Origin of the sequence: Paenibacillus sp. HWE-109, assembly GCF_022163125.1 — a bacterium.
Lineage (GTDB): Bacteria > Bacillota > Bacilli > Paenibacillales > NBRC-103111 > Paenibacillus_E.
In genome coordinates, this window is the sequence record NZ_CP091881.1 from 74,466 (window position 1) to 94,287 (window position 19,822).

Sequence of the window (19,822 nt, forward strand, 5' to 3'; positions counted from 1 at the left end):
TTTTTGCTATGATGCCAGTAAGAGGTGAGGATTGTGAGCTTTAATCACAGGGATGAGCATGTTGATGAAAATATGCTGTTAATTCAGGCGAATTTGGATGATATGAATCCCGAGTGGGTTTCTTATATTATGGATAAGCTCTTTGAGGCTGGTGCTAACGATGTGTATGTTGTGCCGATTATTATGAAGAAGGGCCGTCCCGGAATTATGCTGAATGTACTGGTGGAAGACGGGCGCTTATCCGATATCGAGGGTATTATTTTTAGCGAAACGACAACGCTTGGTATACGGTATCTGCATGCTTCTTGCCATAGATTGGCCAGGGAATTTGAAAGGGTAGACACACAATGGGGAACAATGACTGTGAAGGTGGGCTACCATCGAGGGAAATTGGTTCAATTTGCACCGGAGTTCAAGGAATGTGAGCAGATAGCGAAAGAATATCAAGTTCCATTGAAGCTGGTTTACGAAGAAGTTCGTGCGAGTTTCAGGCTGCAAAAAATAAAGAACGCCTCCTCCTGACTTGATCAGAAGAGGCGTTTTGACGTTATTATTGATCGTGATGATGATGGTGATCATCATGGGTGTGACCATGACTGTGTCCATGCTCATGGGCAAGATGTTCGTGGCCTACTTGCCATTTGCCGATATAAGGATCGACTTTCCCTACTACGACACGAAGCACGTTAGGCTGGTTAGGTAAATCTCTTGTACCAGCACCATAACCAATTGTATCGACGATCATCGGAGGAAAGCTTTTGGAAAATTCGTCGACGATACCGGAAATAATTCCGGCACCTGTCGGGGTCGTCATTTCCAGGCTATAGCTGGTTGAAGCGATAGGCAAGCCGCGCATCATTTCTAATGTAGCCGGAGCGGGTACCGGATAAGTCCCGTGATCGATATGAATGGTTCCAGAACCTAAGGGAACCGGGGAAGCAAAGATACGTTCTATTTGCAAAGAATCAACGGCAAGAGCAACACCGACGATATCAACGATGGAATCGATCGCACCGACTTCGTGAAAATGGACCTTTTCAACCGGGATGCCATGGATTTTGGCTTCGGCGATTCCGATTTTCTCGAAAATAGCTAAGCTTAAGGCTGTTACTCGCTCATTAAATCCAGCTGACTGAATCACTTTGACGATTTCCGAGTAATGACGATGGTGTTTGGGCGGATGATTCGGATCTTGGATGACATCAAGCTTGAGGGCTGAAATTCCGCGTTTGACGACGCGTTTCCATTCCAAGTGATAAGGTTCCAGCTTGATTTTGGTTAGCTCTTCTTCAATGTAAACTCGATCTGCCCCTGCGTCTACTAACGCGCCGAGAGTCATATCGCCGCTGATACCTGAAAAGCAGTCTAAATATAGAATGCGCATTGTGGGAACCTCACGCTCGTTTCGACATATTTTTGTTGATGAGCCCGGCATAGTAACCGGCTCCGAAGCCGTTGTCGATGTTAACGACGGATATACCCGGCGAACAGCTGTTGAGCATCGACAACAAGGGGGCGATACCTGCAAGATTCGCGCCATAGCCTATACTCGTCGGCACAGCGACGATGGGCTTGGACACCAGCCCGCCAACAACGCTGGCGAGCGCGCCTTCCATGCCGGCGACGACCACAATCGCGTTAGCACCGCGAATGAGGTCCAGCCGGCGGAAAAGCCTGTGAATGCCTGCTACGCCCACGTCGAAAATTCGTTCGACGTGGCTGCCCAGGCATTCTGCTGTAAGAGCGGCCTCCTCCGCCACGGGGAGGTCGGAGGTGCCGGCGCACACGACGGCAATGTAGCCGTCGTGGACTTTGAGCAGCGGTCGCTTGAACCAAGTAAGCGACCGAGCGGTTTCGTGGTAGGTGACGCCTTCCACGGCAGCGACAACATGGGCGGCTTTGGCTGCGTCGACCCGCGTAGCAAGTACGCGATCGGTGTGCTCTGTCAGCCGCCGGAAGATGGCCTCGATCTGCTCGGCGGTCTTGCCTTCCCCGAATATGACTTCGGGGAAGCCCGTTCGCTTCTCGCGATCGATATCAAGCTGCGCAAATCCAAGATCAAGGTTGCCTGGCCCTTGGCCGACGCCATCCTTGATGATTTGCTTTTTGGCTTCTTCTACGTCCAGATCACCTGTCTGGACAAGCTTTAAAATCTTTTCCAAGTCCATCATAGGGATGCTTCTTTCACCTTATCTTTAGTTTCTTTGGACAGCACTTCGTTCATACTGCCTGTGCGATAGCCTTGCAAGTCCAGCGTGACGTACGTAAAACCGAGCTTGCTAAACTTTTCATAAATGGCGTCACGGTGTTCCACGACTTTATGTATTTCATCCGGCATAACTTCAATCCGGGCAATTTTTTCGTGGTGACGTACACGCACTTGATACAAGCCAAGCTGAGACAGGAAGTATTCTCCTTCATCCAGTTGGTCGATTTTCCATTTCTCGATCTGTGTTCCGTAAGGAATGCGTGAAGACAGACAAGCAAAAGACGGTTTATTCCAAGTGCGCAGACCCAACTCTTTGGAAAGTTGTCTGATCTCGTCTTTGGTCATGCCGGATTCCTGAAGTGTACTGCGAACGCCTTGCTCGTTCTTGGCTTGAAGTCCCGGTCTATAGTCGCCGAGATCATCCATGTTGGAGCCGTCCAGAATATAAGGGTAACCTAACTCTTTGGCTAGATCCTGCAAGTGAGAATAAAGTCCCGTTTTGCAATGATAACAGCGATCTGGATTATTGGCGACGAAGTTCGCGTTCTCCAATTCTTTGACCTCTGTTTTGTACAGTGGGACACCGATTTGTTCTGCAAGTTCAACGGCTGCATCGAATTCCCGTGAAGGGAATGTTTCGGATGCGGCGGTGACGGCTAGGACTTGATCGCCAAGTTCTTGCTTTGCGCGTTTGAGGACAAATGTACTATCGACGCCTCCTGAGAAGGCGATTAATACACGGCCCATACCACGTAAAATTTCTCCCAGCTTGCGGTCTTTCTCTCGTGTTACTTCTGGTATGCTCAAGTTTCTTCCCTCCCATACAGCCTTTATGTCATAAGCTGAGCTGTTTTGGTGCATCTAGATTAGTGTATCACAACTGACTGCCAAAGTGGATTGTTTTGTCAGTCATTCATGTTATAATAACAACAATGAGAAACCAACAAAAAAGGCGGGATTTATAGTGCCTACAAAGCCATTAGAGAGAAAACCAGACTGGTTAAAAATTAATCTCAAGACAGACGAGAATTTCAAAGAAATAAAGTCAATGATGCGTTCCAAGACGCTGCATACGGTTTGTGAGGAAGCCAAATGCCCGAATATTCATGAGTGCTGGGCCAATCGCACCGCTACTTTTATGATATTGGGAGATATTTGTACCCGAGCTTGCCGCTTTTGCGCCGTGAAGACAGGCCTTCCCACAGAACTGGATTTGGAAGAACCGGAACGTGTTGCTGATGCTGCTCTCCAAATGGGATTGCGTCATTGCGTCGTTACTTCTGTTGCACGAGACGATTTGAAAGATGGAGGCGCCATGATCTTCGCAGAGACGATCAAAGCAATCCGTCGAAAGTTGCCGCTGTGCACGGTAGAAGTGCTGATCCCTGACTTCTTGGGACGTGAAGAATCACTAGTGACGGTTCTGGAGGCGAAACCAGATATCCTGAACCATAACATGGAGACCGTTGAGCGCATGTCAGATCGCGTCCGCTCCAAAGCTAAGTATCGTCGCTCGCTGGAGCTGCTTGAACGCTCCAAACTTATTGCTCCGAACATCCCGACCAAATCCAGTATCATGATTGGCGTAGGGGAAGAGTGGGACGAATTGCTGCAAACGATGGACGATTTACGTGCCGTGAACTGCGACATTATGACGATTGGGCAATATTTGCAGCCGTCAACTATTCATTTGGCTGTATCCCAATATTATACGCCTGAGCAGTTTGCCTTGCTGAAAGAGGAAGGCATGAAGCGTGGCTTCAAGCATGTGGAGTCAGGGCCATTGGTACGCAGCTCTTATCATGCTCATGAACAAGTGAAAGCCGCAACTCATGCTTAGATGAACTTAACGGATCATAAGAAAGGAGAGCTTCCTACCATCATGATTCATATCGCCAATAAAACATACGAGCTCGTAACAGATCACAAGAATGGCTGGAACTTTGAAGTGTTCAAAGAACGATTCAGTGAAGTGCTGGAACGTTATGATTATATCGTAGGCGACTGGGGATACAGTCAGCTTAGGCTGAGAGGTTTTTTCAAAGAAATCCACCCCAAAGCTACGAAGGAGTCATCGATTGCTTCACTACAAGATTACTTGAATGAATACTGCAACTTCGGCTGCGCATATTTCATTATTGAAAAAGTGAATGGCGCAAAACAACAAGCGCCTTCTGAAGTGGCTGCAACTGCAACGACCCCATAACATACTAGTGTTCAAAAATAAAGACGCCGCTCTCTCTTCCGAGATGGGGGCGTCTTTGTTTGCTGTTATTTGAGTTCTAATCCTACGAAGGCTTCACGAACCCTGTTCCAGAAGGGGAATGGGCGGAATCTGGCGAACTTTACTTTCACGTTAGAAGCAACACGGCACCGAATAGAGACGACATCGCTGCGCTGCATGTACAAATGATCGAGGGAGAGGAGCATGTTCTGCTGCGCCTTGGGATAAATATCACAATGGTGATGTTTGGGCAGAATCATTGAAGAACCTAGCGTTCGATAAACACGGTTGTTGATCGAAGCGATTTCTGCAATCTGGATGGCTTCCAGCGAAGGGTGAACCATAGCCCCGCCTAAACTTTTGTTATAGGCTGTACTGCCCGCAGGAGAGGAGATGCAGATGCCGTCTCCGCGGAACATTTCGAACATCTCATCGTTGACGTGCAAGCGAGCGACCAGGGAAACCTCGATTCCCCGCAAGGTGAATTCGTTGAGAGCAAGATGGGTCTCTATACCTTGTTCTGTCGTGATTTCAATTTCTACAACAGGGTACTGAACGACATGCAGCTCCTCGGGTGTAGTTACGCTAAACATTAGGGAAGCAAGGTCATCTAATTCATGAGGTTTCCAATCCGCGAAAAAACCGAGATGACCTGTATGAATGCCGACAAAAGCGATATGATCTAATTGCTTGGTATATTTATGAAAAGCTTGCAGCATCGTGCCGTCTCCGCCAATGGAGAGGACGATATCGGGATTCTCTTCATCCCTAGGCATGCCCTGTTGTGCGGCGAGAGTGTGGAAGCGCTCTGTCAGTTCCTTGGAGATGTCATCTCCACGTTCAATGACGTTGTATTTCAATGGTGTTCCTCCTAATCCAACGAACAGTATTTATCAATTTCTTGCAGAATGGAATCAGGTGTATGACGGAACTCTGTCGCGACACGATAGGAGTCATTGCTGAAGTTCGACACTCTGACAATCTCACCATAAGCGGTAATGGGATGTGGAAACCCGGGCAAGATGAAGCTGAATTCTAAGAATAAAGGGTAAAATAGCCGATTTGTCGTGACAAAAGAAAGACCACCCGCGCTAATATCAAGCAGCTGTCCGGTGAAGGCGACGCCCTTGCGTGCAGATAGGCCGCGAATGCCGACAATTTGGAGTGTAATCGGTGTGCGAAGGGAGAGTTTAACTCGGTTATACTGTCTATTCTGATGCTGATGAATTTCCTCGGGAATGGATAATGTGAGGTAGCAAATCGACTTTTTTACCTCAAGCTGGAGTAAATCGACATACGTGTAATATAAAATTCCACGTTCTCGGAAAGAAAATTCAATGAATGAAACGTGTTCAAGTTTGTCAAATGGAAAGAACACGGATAGTTCTAAAAAAACAGTGAACGAATCTTCACCAATTTTATCGATCGTGAATTTTTCTTCGTAACAGAAGGGTTGTCCATCTTTGGATTCTCCTACAACGATCAATTGACAGTCTGTATTCTTAGTCCAATCCATAGCATCACCAATTGGTTAGATTTGCATTCCCTTTTCATAATAATTTATAAAAGAAAATAAGAAAAGCCCCAAACGGGGCTTTATGTCGGAAAATCGGGATTTATTGCCAAGATAAGGTGCTTGTGACGAGCGAAAGCTCAAAAGAATGGGCGAAGTTTGCGGAAATGGGTCGAACACGAATCGAAAAATGCGGGCCATGCACTAAATGACTAGGAATCGTGCCTTTGAAGCTTTGCTGTTGTTCAATAAGCTCACCAGTAGGTTCCATAGAAATAATTTTTTGCTCCCAAGAGTCGCCGTGTTCTTCATAATAGATGACTTCTACCGCGGTATCTTGCGGCCAAATAGGGCCGAAGTGGATTTGGGCTGTGACGTCCTTCATGGATGGTTTTATTTCATGAAGCGGTACCTCTGTGGATAATTTCGCTGAGCGATCATCAATCCCAATAATTTTGACGTGATACCAGTTATTGCGGATGAACTGCTTGTAGTCAGCGACTTTGGTGGCCACATCATACTGGTTCGCGACGAAAAGTCGGGCTCTTTCGGCTGTGGGAAGATAAGCTTTTTCCGTGTAATCCTGCACCATACGATGTGTGTTGTAGGTGGGACTCAACGATTGAATCGAGCGTTTCATACGACTGATCCATTGATGAGGAAGCGCGCCTTGATTGTAATAGAGTGGAATGATCTCCTTCTCTAAAATGTGATAGATGGCGTGTGTGTTTTCTTTCTCTTGTGTGGCCCAATCCGCGGCTCCTGTTGACCCAATGGCCCAACCATTGGTCCCGTTGTAGCCTTCCTCCCACCAACCATCAAGTACACTAAAATTAAGCACGCCATTCATCGCGGCCTTCTGACCGCTGGTACCGCTGGCTTCGAGCGGTCTGCGGGGATTATTCAGCCAAACGTCTACGCCTTGGACGAGATAGCGAGCCATATTCATATCGTAATTCTCAAGCATGACGATTTTGCCGGCGAATTCTTTCATCTGAGAAACACGATAAATCTCACGGATTAGTTCCTGGCCGGGGTAATCGGCGGGATGAGCCTTGCCGGCAAATATAAATTGGACCGGTCTTTCCGGGTCATTAATCAGCTTCTTAAGCCGGTACAAGTCATTGAAAATCAGATTCGCCCGCTTGTAGGTGGCGAATCGTCTGGCGAATCCAATAGTCAGTGCCTTGGGGTTCAAGTACTGCCTGACCTCCTGAATCCGCTCTTCAGATTCGCCGTTGCGCCTGCGTTGTTCCAGTAAATTCTGACGAGCGAAACGCACCAAATCGTCTTTCAACTGCTGGTGGACCTTCCAGATAGACTCATCGGGAATGACCTCAACCTGCTGCCATTGATGCTGGTTGGCTTGTTCCTCGCGCCAAGTCCCAGGGAGGAAACGATCGAACAGCTCTTTCCAGTGCGGGGCTGTCCATGTATCCAGGTGAACGCCGTTGGTGATGGAGCCGATCGGGACTTCACTGGCATCGATATGGCCGTGAAATTCTTTGAACATTTCACGGGATACCTGCCCGTGAAGCTTGCTGACGCCGTTGCGCATGCCGGCTGTATTCATGGCTAGATGAGTCATATTGAATTGACCCGAATGATGGTCCAGACCAAGAGCAACGATCTCTTGCTTATGGCGCGAAAGCTCTTGCAGCAAAGGGCCGAGATAATGCTCCACCATCTCGATCGAGAACGTATCATGGCCTGCTGGTACAGGCGTATGGGTTGTGAAAACCGTTGCAGAACGAACCGTTTCGACCGCTACGTGAAACGGAAGACCCAGATGCAGCAGCTCTTTCAGTCGCTCCAGCGTGAGAAAAGCTGCGTGGCCTTCGTTAATATGGTACACGTTGGGGTAAACACCCAGTGCGCGAAGCGCTTTGACGCCTCCGATGCCAAGGACAATTTCCTGGGCAATCCGTGTATCTTGATTGCCCCCGTACAGCTGAGCGGTCAATTCTTTGTCCGCCGGCTGGTTCGCTTCGTGATCCGCATCAAGCAGATAGATGGGATTACGTCCAACGCGAACTTGCCACACCTGCAGGGTGATGGTGCGCCCGGGCATATCAATCGACACGGTAAGCTGTTGATCATTGTGGACCACAGGCTCAATCGGCAGTTTGGCGAAGTCATACGGATATAATTCGCTTTGCTGGCCGCCGGAGGCATCGATTTTTTGAGTGAAATAGCCCTTCTTATACAGGAGGCCTACTCCGATTAAGGGGATGCCGAGGTCACTGGCTGATTTCGTATGATCGCCTGCCAAGATACCTAGGCCGCCCGAATAAATAGGCAGTGATTCATGGAAGCCGAATTCTGCGGAGAAGTAGGCAATTTGCACATAGCCACGATCGGCATATGTCGTTTGAAACCAGGTCGTGCCGTTTAAATAAGAATCAAAGGCGCTAATAACTTGATGATAGCTTGCTATAAAATCCGTATTCGTACTTAGGGCTGCAAGTTGGGTGTCTTCCAAGTCATGCAGTAAACGAACGGGATTATGGCCGGACGCGGCCCATTTGGCAGGATCGATTTGGGCAAAAAGCTGCAAGGCTTCATGGTTCCAACTAAACCATAAATTGGCGGCCAACTCGCTTAATCGTTCAATGGTCGGAGGCAAATGTTTCACTGTTTGCTGGAAGGCTGCTTGCATATCCTGAGGTTCTCTCCCTTTATTAGCGTGATCGTGATTACCCATATTATCTTGTTCCACCAACCTTTTCATACACGAGTTTAAGTAAGGAATATGCAGCGAAGAGCCCTGCGATGACTGTAAAAGCGCCTAAGGTGACCGATACGCTGACTGGCAGCATGAGCTTTAAATAACTGAGAACCGGAGATGAAGGTTCATACTGCGGGAAAAAGGCCGCTTTGGCATCGCGGAACGCCTGCATAGGCTCCCAAATGACGAGCACAATAGCAGCGGAGAGCAAGGCATGAATAAGCCGAGCAACGAAGAATGGCAAGTAGCGCAAGTTCGTATGACTCAGCAGGCTTACGATTTGAGCGTGAACAGACATGCCCCCCCAGGACAATATGAAAGCGCCGATGGCGACTTTGCTGGAAAGCGCCAGCGCATCCGGGGCGTTACCTGCAGCTTTGGCCCCTAGCGTCACCTCAAACAAACCATTCATGACAGCTTGCGATAATTCGCTGGGCAGTCCAGTAAGCTGTAGAACGGATGAGATGAGAACATACATCATATTCATTACGTGAGCTGAGGTTAGCACTTCCAAAACGACGGAGAAGAAGACGACAAGACCGCCTACTACAAAAATAAGGTTAAAGGAATGTATAATGGATTGGCTGAGCAGCGTTCCGAGCGACCTGCCATCCTGAATCCGCGCAGTATGCATGGCATCGAAGGCTCTTTTCCAGATCCAGCCGCCGCTCTTGCTTTTCTGTGGCGTGGGCAGACTCTTGCGGCCGTGGAAGCGCATCATGAGACCAATCAACAGGGAGCCTCCGTAGTGAGCCACAGCGAGTATCATGGCTAACGAGGCATCGTGAAAAAAGCCGATAGAAACGGCCCCGATCAAGAAAATGGGATCGGAGCTTGTGGTGAAGGCTACAAGCCGCTCGCCTTCCTCGCGGTTCACCAACTTCTGCTCCCACAGTTGGGATGTTAATTTGGCGGCAACAGGATAGCCGGCTGCGAAACCCATCGCCATGACGAACCCGCCGATGCCGGGAATGCGAAAGACAGGGCGCATCATCGGGTCGAGCAGTGTCCCGAAGAAATGGACGATACCGAAGCCGAGCATAATTTCCGATATGACGAAGAACGGGAACAGTGCGGGAAAAAGCACATCCCACCAAATGGAAACGCCGCGCAATGCGGCTCGAAGGCCGTCATGAGGGAACGCAAATAAGCATAGAATAATGGCAATCACCACAAAGGCCATCAGCAGCGCAGCAGTGAAGTTTCGTTTCTGCACGGATAGGACACCTCCTTCTCTTCAACTATATGAAGGGAATGGGACATACATGCCGTCCCAAAAAACTTGGACTTTGGTACTGTGCATGGCATGATTTTATGGTAAAATAGAACTAGTCAAAGTCTTATATCCTAGGCAGTGGGAGTGATTCTAATGACAGGTATCATTGCCGGTTTGTTCGTTTGTATGTTTGTGTTTGTCATTCGGGAAACACTTATGCATGCAGGGGATGAGGATTTAGAAAACTATTAAGAACCAAGAGTAGAGAGGTCTTTCACATGTCAGATCGTGAACGCAGCACGTTATACGAATTGATGGGGGGCGCAGAAACCGTTCAGCGAATTGTTGATGCCTTTTATCCGAAAGTGCAGCAGCATCCATTGCTAGCGCCTCTGTTCCCTTCCGATATAGAGCCCGTAATTGAAAAGCAATACTTATTTCTAAGCCAGTTTTTCGGTGGCCCAACCTTGTATTCGGATGCCCATGGACACCCGATGATGAGAGCCAGACATATGGCTTTTCCTATTACCAAGGAGCGAGCAGATGCTTGGTTAGGCTGTATGGCTGAAGCGTTGGCAGAGGTAGGACTACCTCCGGATTTGCGGGATTTTTTGTTAGAACGGCTCAAAGGTTCTGCCTATCATTTTATTAATACAAGTGAAGAAGAATAGTTCTTAGATCCTATACCATTTTTTGAAAAAAGGCGGGGTTGCATGATGGTTGAACCTTTATATGAAATTACAGTCAAGTGCACATTTTGCGATAATGCCTTCAAGACGATGAAGGTTCGCCCCAGCTTCAAAAAAGCGAGTAAAACGGATGCGGATTTCTGTGTTCATTATAAAGACATCAACCCCGACTATTATGTAGTGAGGATCTGTCCGTTTTGTGGTTATGCGCATTCGGAGAATTTTTCGGATAAATGGAAGCCGGATCAAAAGAAAGCGTTCTACACCGAAGTTTCGCAGAAATGGACGATGCGCGATTATTGCGGAGAAAGAACGAGAGAAGATGCTTTGCAGAGCTACAAGCTTGCTCTCCTCAGTGCGCAGATCAAAGATGAGAAAGCGCGTGTCATTGCCGGACTCCTTCATCACTTGGCATGGTTGTACCGCGCGTCTGGAGATTGGGAGCAAGAGAAGCGGTTTCTGGCTTTTGCCTTGGACGCCTATGTCAGTGTGTTTGAGACGGAAGGAATGGATCTGAATAATGCCAGACTCATGTATTTAATGGGTGAGTTGAATCGCAGATTAGGGCGCTTCCATGAAGCTGTGAAATGGTTCTCGCGCATCATCAATGATCGCAAAATCATGGATGCCGCCATGATTAGAGCAAGCCGTGAACAATGGGTCATAGCCCGTGAGGACATGCTTGCCATTCGTATGGAGCTCCCTGAAGAGATGAAACAAGCTACATAATGTACGCCCTTTAAATTAAAATGAACGCTTAACTATTCTTGGGAAAAGGTAAATCCCTTGAAAGGTTTAAGCGTTCTTTTTGTGATTGGCTATAGATGCGCTTGCTGTTTGCATATCGGCGTAGAGCGTTGAACGATTCTTCCCGCAATGCTTGGACTCATATAGAGCTTGATCCGCTTCGAAGATGACTCGTTTCAGATCGACCTCAAGCGAATCAGCCGTTGAAATGCCGATGGATACAGTGATCGATGTTAAATCATGCTGGTGTTTATGGAGGAACGCTTCAATCACAACAGAACATAACCGCTCTCCGTAAGCTTGAAGCCGCTGTGGATCGGTTTCGGTGCTGAGCAGGATGAACTCTTCTCCGCCATACCGGGCAATGTAATCCTGTTCATCAATATGCTGCCTAAGAACACTACTGACGTCTCTCAGCAGTTGATCTCCCTCCAGATGGCCGAATTGATCATTGTATTGTTTGAAATTATCCAAATCAATCATCATAATAGATATTCTTCGTTTGTGAAGCGCATTCGCAGCGATCGGCATAAAGCTGCGCAAGTTGGGCAGCTTCGTTAAACTATCCTGATTCGCCTGCAGTTCCAACTGGCGCTGCAGACGCCAGCTCTTGTTCTCGTCATTCACCATGACGGTGATGACGATGAAGGCGGCTGACATAATAGCTAGCATAAATAACTGATCAATGGCATAAAGCCATGTTAACTTGCTCGCAAGGAATCCATAAATGACAAGTCTAAGGAGAAAAACGTAGGAGCAGATCTGGAGTGCATGGCGGATAGGAATGTCCAGGAAGCCGCTGCGGTATTCTTTATTATGAAATAATGAACTGATTAACGCGGGAGCAAGCAGGTCTTGAGCGATGATGAACCAGGCATGGTCTTCGTGCGAAATGAGACTAAAACCAGAAGGCAAAACCGTGGACAACAAGGCAACCGGCAGCCCATAGCGCAGCCCCGCCATGAAGATTGGCAAGGAGCGTAAATCGATGAGCCCAAGCGCCTCTGGCAAAGGTTCGAGCATCATAATAATGCAAGCGAGACCTGTGAGCAAGGGGGCAAGGAATTGCTCATAGGACTCGAAAAGCATCCTGCTGCGCACTTTCATGGCAATGTAATTAAGTGTGACTAAAGTACATGCGCTTGTCAAAGGAACAAGGTACTCATTCATACGGGATCTGTTTACTCCTTGCGCTTGAAAGCTACGATTGATGATTCCGAACGGCGGTATCCGCCAATAAATAATCGCGGTCTGTATCAACGAGCGTCAGTTTACTATGACAACAAGGGAACACAAGCAGCTTTTTCTTGCCTTCGTGAATGGACTTCAGTTCGTGGAGTTTCAGCGGCAGCAGCACATTAGGGCTTTGGCAAAAAGGACATTCGGCCACATAAATGTCCTTCATGATAATGTCATAGGGCCAAGTATTAGCAAATGGAATCAAAGCTTACTTCGATTCTGGATCGCTGGTTTCCGTTGTGGAAGATTTCGCGAGCTCTGCTAATTTTTGAAGTAAAATATGTTGTGGCATATGCATGAGATGTTCTAGAGGTACTTTCAGTTGCTCAGCCAGTTTCACGGCTGTTTCAGGCGAAATTTGTAACGGTTTCATACTTGTCATTCACACCATTCTGTTCCTATTTATGTGGAAGGAACTTACTTTATTGAATCATACTTTTTATCTAGAAGCAATGAGGAAGATTACGATCGTTGCCGATCGCATATCGTTTATGATTTAATAAAAGAGGAAAGGAAAGGTGATCACTTTGCTGCATGTACCGCTTAATCAAACATGGGATTTAGAAAGCTTTTTCCCAGGTGGGAGCGAGTCTCCCGCATTCGCAGCTCATTTGAAAGAGCTGCAAGCCTCCATCGCTTCTTTTCAAGAGCAAGTATTGGCTACACCTTCCCCGCAGAAGGCAGCAGATTCAGATTCGTTAGCGAAATTAGTTGACTTGTTGCAGCATAATTTGACACATATTCTGGAGGCCGATTCCTTCGTTGGTTGTTTGCTGGCTGATAACCAGAAAGACAAGAAGGCCCCAGTGCTCAGCGGTCAAGTGAAAAGCTTGTTTGCCGAGCATTTGTCATCTCTTACGCGCTTCGACCAAGTGCTGACAGGAATTCCGGATGAGGTATGGTCAGAAATTCTTAGGCAAGAGCCATTTGCAGCTATTGCCTTTTCACTGGAAGAGCGTCGTGCTCTAGCGCAAGAAAAGCTGCCGCCCGAGCAAGAGGCTCTAATCAATGATTTGGCCGTAGACGGCTATCATGGGTGGGGAGATTTGTATAATTCGACCGTTGGTCAATTTCGCATGCCGGTTGAAGTAGAAGGTGAACAGGTAGAGCTGTCTGCCGGTCAAGCGTTCAACAAGCTGCATACAGAGAACCGCGAAGAACGCCTTGCTTTATTTGAAAAATGGGAAAAAGCGTGGACAGATAAAGAAGATTATTGCGCAGAAGCACTCAATCATCTGGCCGGGTTCCGTCTGCAAGTGTATAAATACAGAGGCTGGAAAAGCATACATAAAGAACCGCTTGCGATCAATCGGATGAAAGAGAAAACGTTGAATGTGATGTGGGAAGTTATTGACCGCAACAAGGGGATTTTCGTTGATTATTTGAACCGCAAAGCGAAGCTGCTTGGGGTTGAGAAGTTAGCTTGGGTCGATGTGGATGCGCCGCTTGGGGATTCCTCCAAGAAGATTTCGTACGATGAGGGCGCAAGTCTCATTATCGAACAATTCGAGCGCTTCAGCCCTAAGCTTGCGGCTTTCTCCACAGCTGCATTCGAGCAGCGCTGGATTGAAGCGGAAGATCGCGCAGGCAAACGCCCTGGAGGCTTTTGTACGTCCTTCCCTGTAGCGGGAGAGACCCGCATATTCATGACGTATGGCGGAACTTTAAACAACGTCTCTACGCTCGCCCATGAGCTTGGTCATGGCTACCATCAGCATGTTATGACGGATATGCCAGCTCTGGCGCAGGAGTACGCGATGAATGTGGCAGAGACCGCTTCCACTTTTGCTGAGATGATTGTCGCGGACGCAGTAGTAAAAAGCGCATCGACAGATGAGGAGCGAATTATTCTGCTCGAAGATAAGATCCAGCGTGCGATTGCCTTCTTCATGAACATTCACGCCAGATTCATATTCGAAACGAATTTCTACGCAGAACGCAGTCAAGGCCTTGTAAGTGTAGAGCGATTGAATGAATTGATGGTGGATGCTCAGAAGCTGGCTTACAAAGATGCTTTAAGCAGCTATCATCCCCATTTCTGGGCGGCTAAGCTGCATTTCTATGCGACGGATGTCCCTTTCTATAATTTCCCTTACACGTTTGGATACATGTTCAGCGCGGGAATTTATGCTAGAGCGGCTCAGGAAGGCGCAGCTTTTGAAGACAAGTACATTTCTTTGCTTCGAGATACAGGCAGCATGAACGTGGAAGAGTTGGCGCACAAACATCTTGGCGTTGATTTGACGGAGCCTGATTTCTGGCAGAGCGCAGTCGATATGGCAGCGCAAGATGTGAAACAGTTCATGGCATTGACCGAATCGAAAATCAACGGCTAAAAAAGGCTTTCCCTCGCAGTGAGGGAAAGCCTTTTTGGTTTGGAGGAGACGGTTTATAGTTTGAAAACTTGAATCGTTTGCTGCAGTTGCGTGACGACGCGGGTCATTTCTTCAGCCTGGGAGACGATGCCTTGTACCGTGGCAATTTGCTCATTCATGGAGGCCGATACTTCCTGTGTGCCTGCTGCTGATTCCTCGGTAATCGCGGAAATATTCTCCATTGCCGATGCGATTTGTCCGGAGCTGGCTAACATTTGCTCGCTCTCTTCTGCGAAGCGGGTGATCTCTTCAGAAATAAAGCCTACGCTGCCAACGATTTCTGCAAAAACAATTTCGGTTTGATCGATCAAAACCGTCTGTTTCTTAACAACATCCTCATTGACTTGAATGCTGCGAATCGCTTCTTGGATTCCTTGCTCAATGCTTTTGACGAATCCGAATACCTCACGGGTGAGGGAGGTTGATTCCTCAGCGAGCTTGCGAACTTCCTGAGCAACCACCGCAAAGCCGCGGCCGTGTTCGCCCGCTCTTGCCGCTTCAATGGAAGCATTGAGCGACAACAGATTCGTTTGCTCGGCAATTTCAGAAATAGATCGGGTTACCGTCGAGATGCCTGCTGCTTGCTTGGCGAGCATGTCGATTGTATCAGACACTTGCTGTGTGACTTCTACATTTCGCTTCATGCCAACGCCTTGGCTTTCCACAGATGTGCGGCCTTTATCAACCAGTGTCATCATTTGATCTGAACGCTCTTTCATTTCCTTGGCGGAACTTGCATAGTTGACGATGCGCACTTCAATGTCCTTGGAAGTAATGGAAACGCCAGATACTTCCTCGGAAATTTGTCCGGCACCAGAGGCAAGTTCATGGGCCGAAATGCTTACTTGCTCTAGGACCGTGCGAAAGTTCTCATTTTTCACATAAATATCGCGGCTGGTTTGAAAGACTTGCTTCGAAATAGAACCTGTATCCCTCAGAATATCGCGGAGCTTATCAATCATTTTGTTGAAGGATTGGCCCAATTGTCCGAGTGTATCGTCGGAGGTGATGGTCACTTTTTGAGAGAAGTCGCCTTTGGAAATATTAAGTGCAATGCGGGAAAGATCGGCTACAGGCTCTGTTAGCTGGTTCTCGAACCATCTGATGAAAGGATAGCTTAATGCAAGAAGCACAATCAGGAAAATAATTCCTAGTAAGCGGTTCCAATCCGTTGCAAACGTTAGAATCAGCATGAAAACACAGTTTAATCCAATCAGTGCATAGCAACCTAGCTGCAGCTTCTTTCTAAACGATAGGGTTGACATTTTATCCAATCTGACCGACTCCTCGCGAAATTTGTTTATTTATGCAGGAAAATGCGGGTTATGTTTGAAAATTATAACACTGAATTTGGAAACATTCTACATGATTTCGACAATAATCGTCTGATTTATAGGGTAAATTTGGGATTTATAAAAAAATAACCTAAAAAATAGACGGAATTGGCTGAAAATTGGGAAAATATCTGTTGAAAAGTACAATTTGAATGGATATAATAGGTCTACAGTCATAGAATTTACACAATTAGTAAAAAATAATAATTTAAGGAGGAAAGTGATGAATTTGCAGCATATCCCATTAGCGAGGCAGATTGATTTGGTATTTAGGCAGATTAAAGAGGAATTGTCACATGTCAACTCGGGGACTGTATTCGTACATATTCGCAACAATGAAATTGGAAAGTTTGGTATCAAACATCTGCCGTTCGAGAGCAAAGACGGTGAACTGCCAACAACTCCGATGAAAGGTTTGACGGAATTGCAGTATCAATCTTTTCGCAAAATGGCGATTGAATCTTTGAAACGGAAGAAAAGCTGGACCCATGGTGAAATTTTGTTTGATTTTACGATTAGACAGAATATGGTGTCGGCAAGTATTATGTTTGAGAGCAATTACAACATGGCTAACATGGCAAGAACGATTTAGCACTTATATCTCATATTGCAAACAGCAGCCCTAGTCACTTGAATGACTAGGGCTGTTTTGTGTAAGTATAGGAAGATCTGTTATCTGCTGAAACGATTAGCGCTACCGCCTGCAAGTTGCTGTTCAGCAATTTGAACGAGGCGACGAGTAATGCTTCCGCCAATGGAACCTGTGTCACGGGAAGTCATGTACCCATAGTAGCCGTCTTGAGGAATTTGGATACCTAGTTCTTGAGCAACTTCATATTTCAATTGATCCAAAGCTTGTGAAGCTTGAGGAACAACGAGGGAGTTGCTGCTGCGAGATTGTCCTGATGCCATCTGATATCACCTCCAGTAATAGGTAGTATAATCGTTTTTCAAAAATATACTCACGAAATAATTGGAAATTTTCACCATGCAATTGAATGCCGAAAGCACACAGAGGCAGTCTTTGCTATAATAGGAAAAGTGAGTACTTGGAAGAGATGGGGGGCGAGGATCATGTTTGATGTTTCTATAAAGGGCTGGTCCCACGATAAGGATTTGCAAATTATTCAGGCGGATGTCCTAATGGCGGTGGATGACAGTGTTCTTGTAGAAGAGCCGCTTTGTGTGGATGTTGGGCTTCCGGCTTTCCTATACAGCGCACTGCACGACACAGCTCCGAATCGGTTTGCTCCTCCCGATCAATGGGAACGGATGCCGTTCTTTGTGTGCGGCTGCGGAGATCCCGAATGCAGAGGGTTTTCGTTTGTTGTGCATCATTTGGCAGACGCGCAAGTTGAACTTATTGAGGTTGAAGAACGCACGAACGGCACCTACCGCGAGCTCGAAACACACCGAATTTCGAGCAAGGATTATACGAAGCAAGTGCTCGCTGTTGGAGAAACGTATCTTCAATTTATTCAAGGCCTGGATTACAGACCCTTTTTGGCGGATACGGTAAAAGTTGTGGAAGGGTTAGTGGATCAATTACATCAACAAGTACGGAGTGAATCAGATGGCGGCAGTTAAATTTTATGTGGTTTGGGTAGGACATAAACCAGGTATTTATAAAAGTTGGGCGGATTGTCAGGCACAGACGAAAGGGTATCCGCAGGCGAGATTTAAATCCTATGAATCGGAGGCGGAAGCCCGTCAAGCTTTGGAAAAAGGCTGGCAAAAGTCGCTGAATTTCTCCGGCAAAGGAAGCAGCGCAGGGACTTCTGCCAGTAAGTCCGCAACGCCTGAAACTGCGCCGGAAGTTGATTATGACAGTATTTCCGTCGATGTAGGCTGCTCCGGAAATCCAGGCATTGTGGAGTACAAAGGGGTTGATACGAGAACGGGTGAAATCATTTTCTATCAAGGCCCTATTTCCAAAGGGACGAATAATTTAGGCGAGTTTTTGGCGATCGTCCATGGGTTAGCTTATTTGCAGAAGCAAGGAAGTGATAAAACGATTTACACGGACTCGGTGACAGCTTTGAGCTGGATTCGGAAGAAAGAAGTATCTACGAACTTGGTTAGAGATTCATCCACGGAAGAGATTTGGACGCTTGTTGATCGTGCTTTGAAATGGCTGCACAGCAACCGTTATACCAATAAAATTGTGAAATGGGATACGAAGAAATGGGGAGAAATTAAGGCTGACTTCGGACGTAAGTAGAAGAATGTCGAAAAATAGCGTGGAAAATAGCAAAGTTCTCTCCAAAACTATTGACGAGATATCCTTCCGATGCTAATATAAGTTAATTCCTACTAATCAACTCGGTATATTAATCCGATAGATTAGGTGGGACATAGAGATGAGCATGGATCGGGAGGGTAATCATGAAAAGAACAAGATTGATTAGTTTGTTTGTTATTTTGGCGGTATTTGGAAGTCTGCTTGCAGCCTGCGGACAAAAAGAGAGCAGCAGTGCTACAGCAACGCCAGCGGCAAGCGCGAAAGCGACAGAAACTGCGAAGGCTGCTGCTGATTTAAGCGGAAAGAAAATTGCACTTATCATGCAATTTAATACAGGCACTTTTTCTTCTCAATATGTGGAAGGTGTGAAAGAGCAAGTTGAGAAGCTTGGCGGTAAAGTAACGGTGTTCGTTGCGGACACGGATCTTGCCAAAATGGCTTCCAATCTGGATGCAGCAATTAACCAGAAGTTCGATGGCATCTTGATCGACCATGGTACGGCTGAAGCGCTTGAAGCGGGTGTGAAGAAAGCGCTGGAGAAGAAAATCCCGGTTGTCAGCTTCGACTCCATCCTGACGGTTCCAGGCGTAACTTCCCTGGAGCAAGGCGACAAAAAGATGGCTGAAACCACGTTGGAGCAATTGGCTAAAGACGCTGGCGGCAAAGGGAATATCGTTAAAGTATGGGTAGCAGGCTTCGCTCCTATGGAGCGCAGACAAGAAGCTTACCAAGCTTTCCAGAAGAAATATCCGGATATCAAAGAAGTAGCGGCTTTCGGTACAGCCAAAGATCCTGCGTTGGATACACAAACGCAAATGGAAGCTATTTTGAAGAAATACCCGAACAAAGGCGACATCACAGCGGTATGGGCAGCTTGGGACGAGTTCGCCAAAGGAGCATCCCGAGCAATTCAACAAGCTGGCCGTACAGAGATTAAAGTATACGGCATCGACTTGAGCGATGAAGACTTGCAGCTTCTGCAAGATCCAAAAAGCCCATGGGTAGCGTCTGCTGCTGTTGATCCCAAAGATATCGGACGCGTTCAAGTGCGTTACCTGTACCAAAAGCTGCATGGCGATCAAACGCCTGATAAAGTCGTTTTGGATCCCGTGTACGTTTCCAGAGACCAACTTCCTAAGGACAAGCAAGTGAATACAACGCAATTAGGCGAATTCGTAAAAGGCTGGGGCGGAAGCCAACAAGGCTACACGGATTGGTTGAAAGCAGCAGAAAAAAAATAAGAGGAACCCTGGGGTCCCATCGCCTAATCTGCGATGGGACTTTCAGATTGCCGAAAGAGGTGAAG

Annotated in this window: 22 protein-coding genes; 10 read left to right on the forward strand and 12 right to left on the reverse strand. The window is 47.1% G+C overall.

The window, feature by feature from the left end:
• Nucleotides 1–33: 33 nt before the first annotated feature.
• A complete protein-coding gene (gene larC / locus LOZ80_RS00345; protein ID WP_238169581.1) occupies nt 34–522 on the forward strand; it encodes a nickel pincer cofactor biosynthesis protein LarC2 in 489 nt (162 codons plus the stop codon).
• A 28-nt stretch (nt 523–550) separates the two neighbouring features.
• Here larC (LOZ80_RS00345) and larC (LOZ80_RS00350) read toward each other — a convergent pair whose 3' ends face one another.
• Genes larC (LOZ80_RS00350) through larE form a run of 3 tightly spaced genes read right to left on the reverse strand, consistent with a single transcriptional unit; the run spans nt 551 to nt 3,016 of the window.
• Entirely contained in the window at nt 551–1,384 is an 834-nt protein-coding gene (gene larC, locus LOZ80_RS00350; RefSeq protein WP_238169582.1) for a nickel pincer cofactor biosynthesis protein LarC, read from the reverse strand.
• A gap of 10 nt (nt 1,385–1,394) precedes the next feature.
• Entirely contained in the window at nt 1,395–2,171 is a 777-nt protein-coding gene (gene larB / locus LOZ80_RS00355) for a nickel pincer cofactor biosynthesis protein LarB (RefSeq protein WP_238169583.1), read from the reverse strand.
• Nucleotides 2,168–3,016: an ATP-dependent sacrificial sulfur transferase LarE gene (gene larE, locus LOZ80_RS00360; protein WP_443147004.1), complete on the reverse strand. Its 849-nt coding sequence runs from the start codon at nt 3,014–3,016 to the stop codon at nt 2,168–2,170. The genes larB and larE overlap by 4 nt, the downstream gene beginning before the upstream one ends.
• A 157-nt stretch (nt 3,017–3,173) precedes the next feature.
• Here larE and lipA point away from each other — a divergent pair, with 157 nt between their 5' ends.
• Nucleotides 3,174–4,049, forward strand: a complete 876-nt coding sequence (lipA, locus tag LOZ80_RS00365) for a lipoyl synthase (RefSeq protein ID WP_238169584.1) — start codon at nt 3,174–3,176, stop codon at nt 4,047–4,049.
• 42 nt (nt 4,050–4,091) lie between these two features.
• The gene (locus LOZ80_RS00370; protein WP_238169585.1) at nt 4,092–4,415 is read left to right on the forward strand and encodes a YutD family protein; all 324 of its coding nucleotides are present in this window, start codon (nt 4,092–4,094) and stop codon (nt 4,413–4,415) included.
• A gap of 65 nt (nt 4,416–4,480) precedes the next feature.
• Here the strand turns inward: LOZ80_RS00370 and LOZ80_RS00375 are convergent, their stop codons facing one another.
• The 4 genes from LOZ80_RS00375 to ylbJ all read right to left on the reverse strand — a co-directional run bounded on the left by LOZ80_RS00375 (nt 4,481) and on the right by ylbJ (nt 9,857).
• The gene (locus LOZ80_RS00375; RefSeq protein WP_238169586.1) at nt 4,481–5,293 is read right to left on the reverse strand and encodes an NAD kinase; all 813 of its coding nucleotides are present in this window, start codon (nt 5,291–5,293) and stop codon (nt 4,481–4,483) included.
• An 11-nt stretch (nt 5,294–5,304) separates the two neighbouring features.
• Entirely contained in the window at nt 5,305–5,949 is a 645-nt protein-coding gene (locus tag LOZ80_RS00380; protein ID WP_238169587.1) for a flagellar brake protein, read from the reverse strand.
• Nucleotides 5,950–6,049: 100 nt separating this feature from the next.
• Nucleotides 6,050–8,650 carry an alpha-glucan family phosphorylase gene (glgP, locus tag LOZ80_RS00385; protein ID WP_238169588.1) on the reverse strand — a complete coding sequence of 867 codons (2,601 nt, stop codon included), beginning with the start codon at nt 8,648–8,650 and terminating at the stop codon, nt 6,050–6,052.
• A gap of 1 nt (nt 8,651) precedes the next feature.
• Nucleotides 8,652–9,857, reverse strand: a complete 1,206-nt coding sequence (gene ylbJ / locus LOZ80_RS00390; protein WP_238173237.1) for a sporulation integral membrane protein YlbJ — start codon at nt 9,855–9,857, stop codon at nt 8,652–8,654.
• 311 nt (nt 9,858–10,168) lie between these two features.
• Between ylbJ and LOZ80_RS00395 the strand changes: the two genes are divergently transcribed.
• Both LOZ80_RS00395 and LOZ80_RS00400 read left to right on the forward strand, forming a co-directional pair.
• On the forward strand, nt 10,169–10,561 hold the full coding sequence (locus tag LOZ80_RS00395; protein ID WP_238169589.1) for a globin domain-containing protein: 393 nt from the start codon (nt 10,169–10,171) through the stop codon (nt 10,559–10,561).
• Between the two features lie 42 nt (nt 10,562–10,603).
• Nucleotides 10,604–11,308: a DUF2225 domain-containing protein gene (locus tag LOZ80_RS00400; RefSeq protein WP_238169590.1), complete on the forward strand. Its 705-nt coding sequence runs from the start codon at nt 10,604–10,606 to the stop codon at nt 11,306–11,308.
• A 66-nt stretch (nt 11,309–11,374) separates the two neighbouring features.
• On the opposite strand, the gene LOZ80_RS00405 is transcribed toward LOZ80_RS00400, so the two are convergent.
• Genes LOZ80_RS00405 through LOZ80_RS00415 form a run of 3 tightly spaced genes read right to left on the reverse strand, consistent with a single transcriptional unit; the run spans nt 11,375 to nt 12,938 of the window.
• Nucleotides 11,375–12,496 carry a GGDEF domain-containing protein gene (locus LOZ80_RS00405; RefSeq protein ID WP_238169591.1) on the reverse strand — a complete coding sequence of 374 codons (1,122 nt, stop codon included), beginning with the start codon at nt 12,494–12,496 and terminating at the stop codon, nt 11,375–11,377.
• 31 nt (nt 12,497–12,527) lie between these two features.
• Nucleotides 12,528–12,770, reverse strand: a complete 243-nt coding sequence (locus tag LOZ80_RS00410) for a hypothetical protein (RefSeq protein WP_189011562.1) — start codon at nt 12,768–12,770, stop codon at nt 12,528–12,530.
• Nucleotides 12,771–12,773: 3 nt separating this feature from the next.
• On the reverse strand, nt 12,774–12,938 hold the full coding sequence (locus tag LOZ80_RS00415) for a YycC family protein (protein WP_238169592.1): 165 nt from the start codon (nt 12,936–12,938) through the stop codon (nt 12,774–12,776).
• A 157-nt stretch (nt 12,939–13,095) separates the two neighbouring features.
• Here LOZ80_RS00415 and LOZ80_RS00420 point away from each other — a divergent pair, with 157 nt between their 5' ends.
• Nucleotides 13,096–14,901 (forward strand): M3 family oligoendopeptidase, encoded by a 1,806-nt coding sequence (locus LOZ80_RS00420; protein ID WP_238173238.1) that lies wholly within the window; start codon nt 13,096–13,098, stop codon nt 14,899–14,901.
• 53 nt (nt 14,902–14,954) lie between these two features.
• Here the strand turns inward: LOZ80_RS00420 and LOZ80_RS00425 are convergent, their stop codons facing one another.
• Nucleotides 14,955–16,205 (reverse strand): methyl-accepting chemotaxis protein, encoded by a 1,251-nt coding sequence (locus LOZ80_RS00425; RefSeq protein ID WP_337951044.1) that lies wholly within the window; start codon nt 16,203–16,205, stop codon nt 14,955–14,957.
• A gap of 292 nt (nt 16,206–16,497) precedes the next feature.
• Here LOZ80_RS00425 and LOZ80_RS00430 point away from each other — a divergent pair, with 292 nt between their 5' ends.
• Nucleotides 16,498–16,866, forward strand: coding sequence for an O-methyltransferase (locus LOZ80_RS00430; RefSeq protein WP_238169594.1), 369 nt, complete (start codon nt 16,498–16,500; stop codon nt 16,864–16,866).
• 80 nt (nt 16,867–16,946) lie between these two features.
• Here LOZ80_RS00430 and LOZ80_RS00435 read toward each other — a convergent pair whose 3' ends face one another.
• The gene (locus LOZ80_RS00435) at nt 16,947–17,186 is read right to left on the reverse strand and encodes an alpha/beta-type small acid-soluble spore protein (protein WP_079409863.1); all 240 of its coding nucleotides are present in this window, start codon (nt 17,184–17,186) and stop codon (nt 16,947–16,949) included.
• Nucleotides 17,187–17,348: 162 nt separating this feature from the next.
• On the opposite strand from LOZ80_RS00435, the gene LOZ80_RS00440 reads away from it, so the two are divergent.
• From LOZ80_RS00440 to LOZ80_RS00450, 3 genes are all read left to right on the forward strand, one after another.
• Nucleotides 17,349–17,861: a hypothetical protein gene (locus tag LOZ80_RS00440; RefSeq protein WP_238169595.1), complete on the forward strand. Its 513-nt coding sequence runs from the start codon at nt 17,349–17,351 to the stop codon at nt 17,859–17,861.
• Nucleotides 17,848–18,495 (forward strand): ribonuclease H, encoded by a 648-nt coding sequence (gene rnhA / locus LOZ80_RS00445; RefSeq protein ID WP_238169596.1) that lies wholly within the window; start codon nt 17,848–17,850, stop codon nt 18,493–18,495. The genes LOZ80_RS00440 and rnhA overlap by 14 nt, the downstream gene beginning before the upstream one ends.
• Before the next feature lie 164 nt (nt 18,496–18,659).
• On the forward strand, nt 18,660–19,757 hold the full coding sequence (locus tag LOZ80_RS00450; protein ID WP_238169597.1) for a sugar ABC transporter substrate-binding protein: 1,098 nt from the start codon (nt 18,660–18,662) through the stop codon (nt 19,755–19,757).
• Nucleotides 19,758–19,822: the final 65 nt, after the last annotated feature.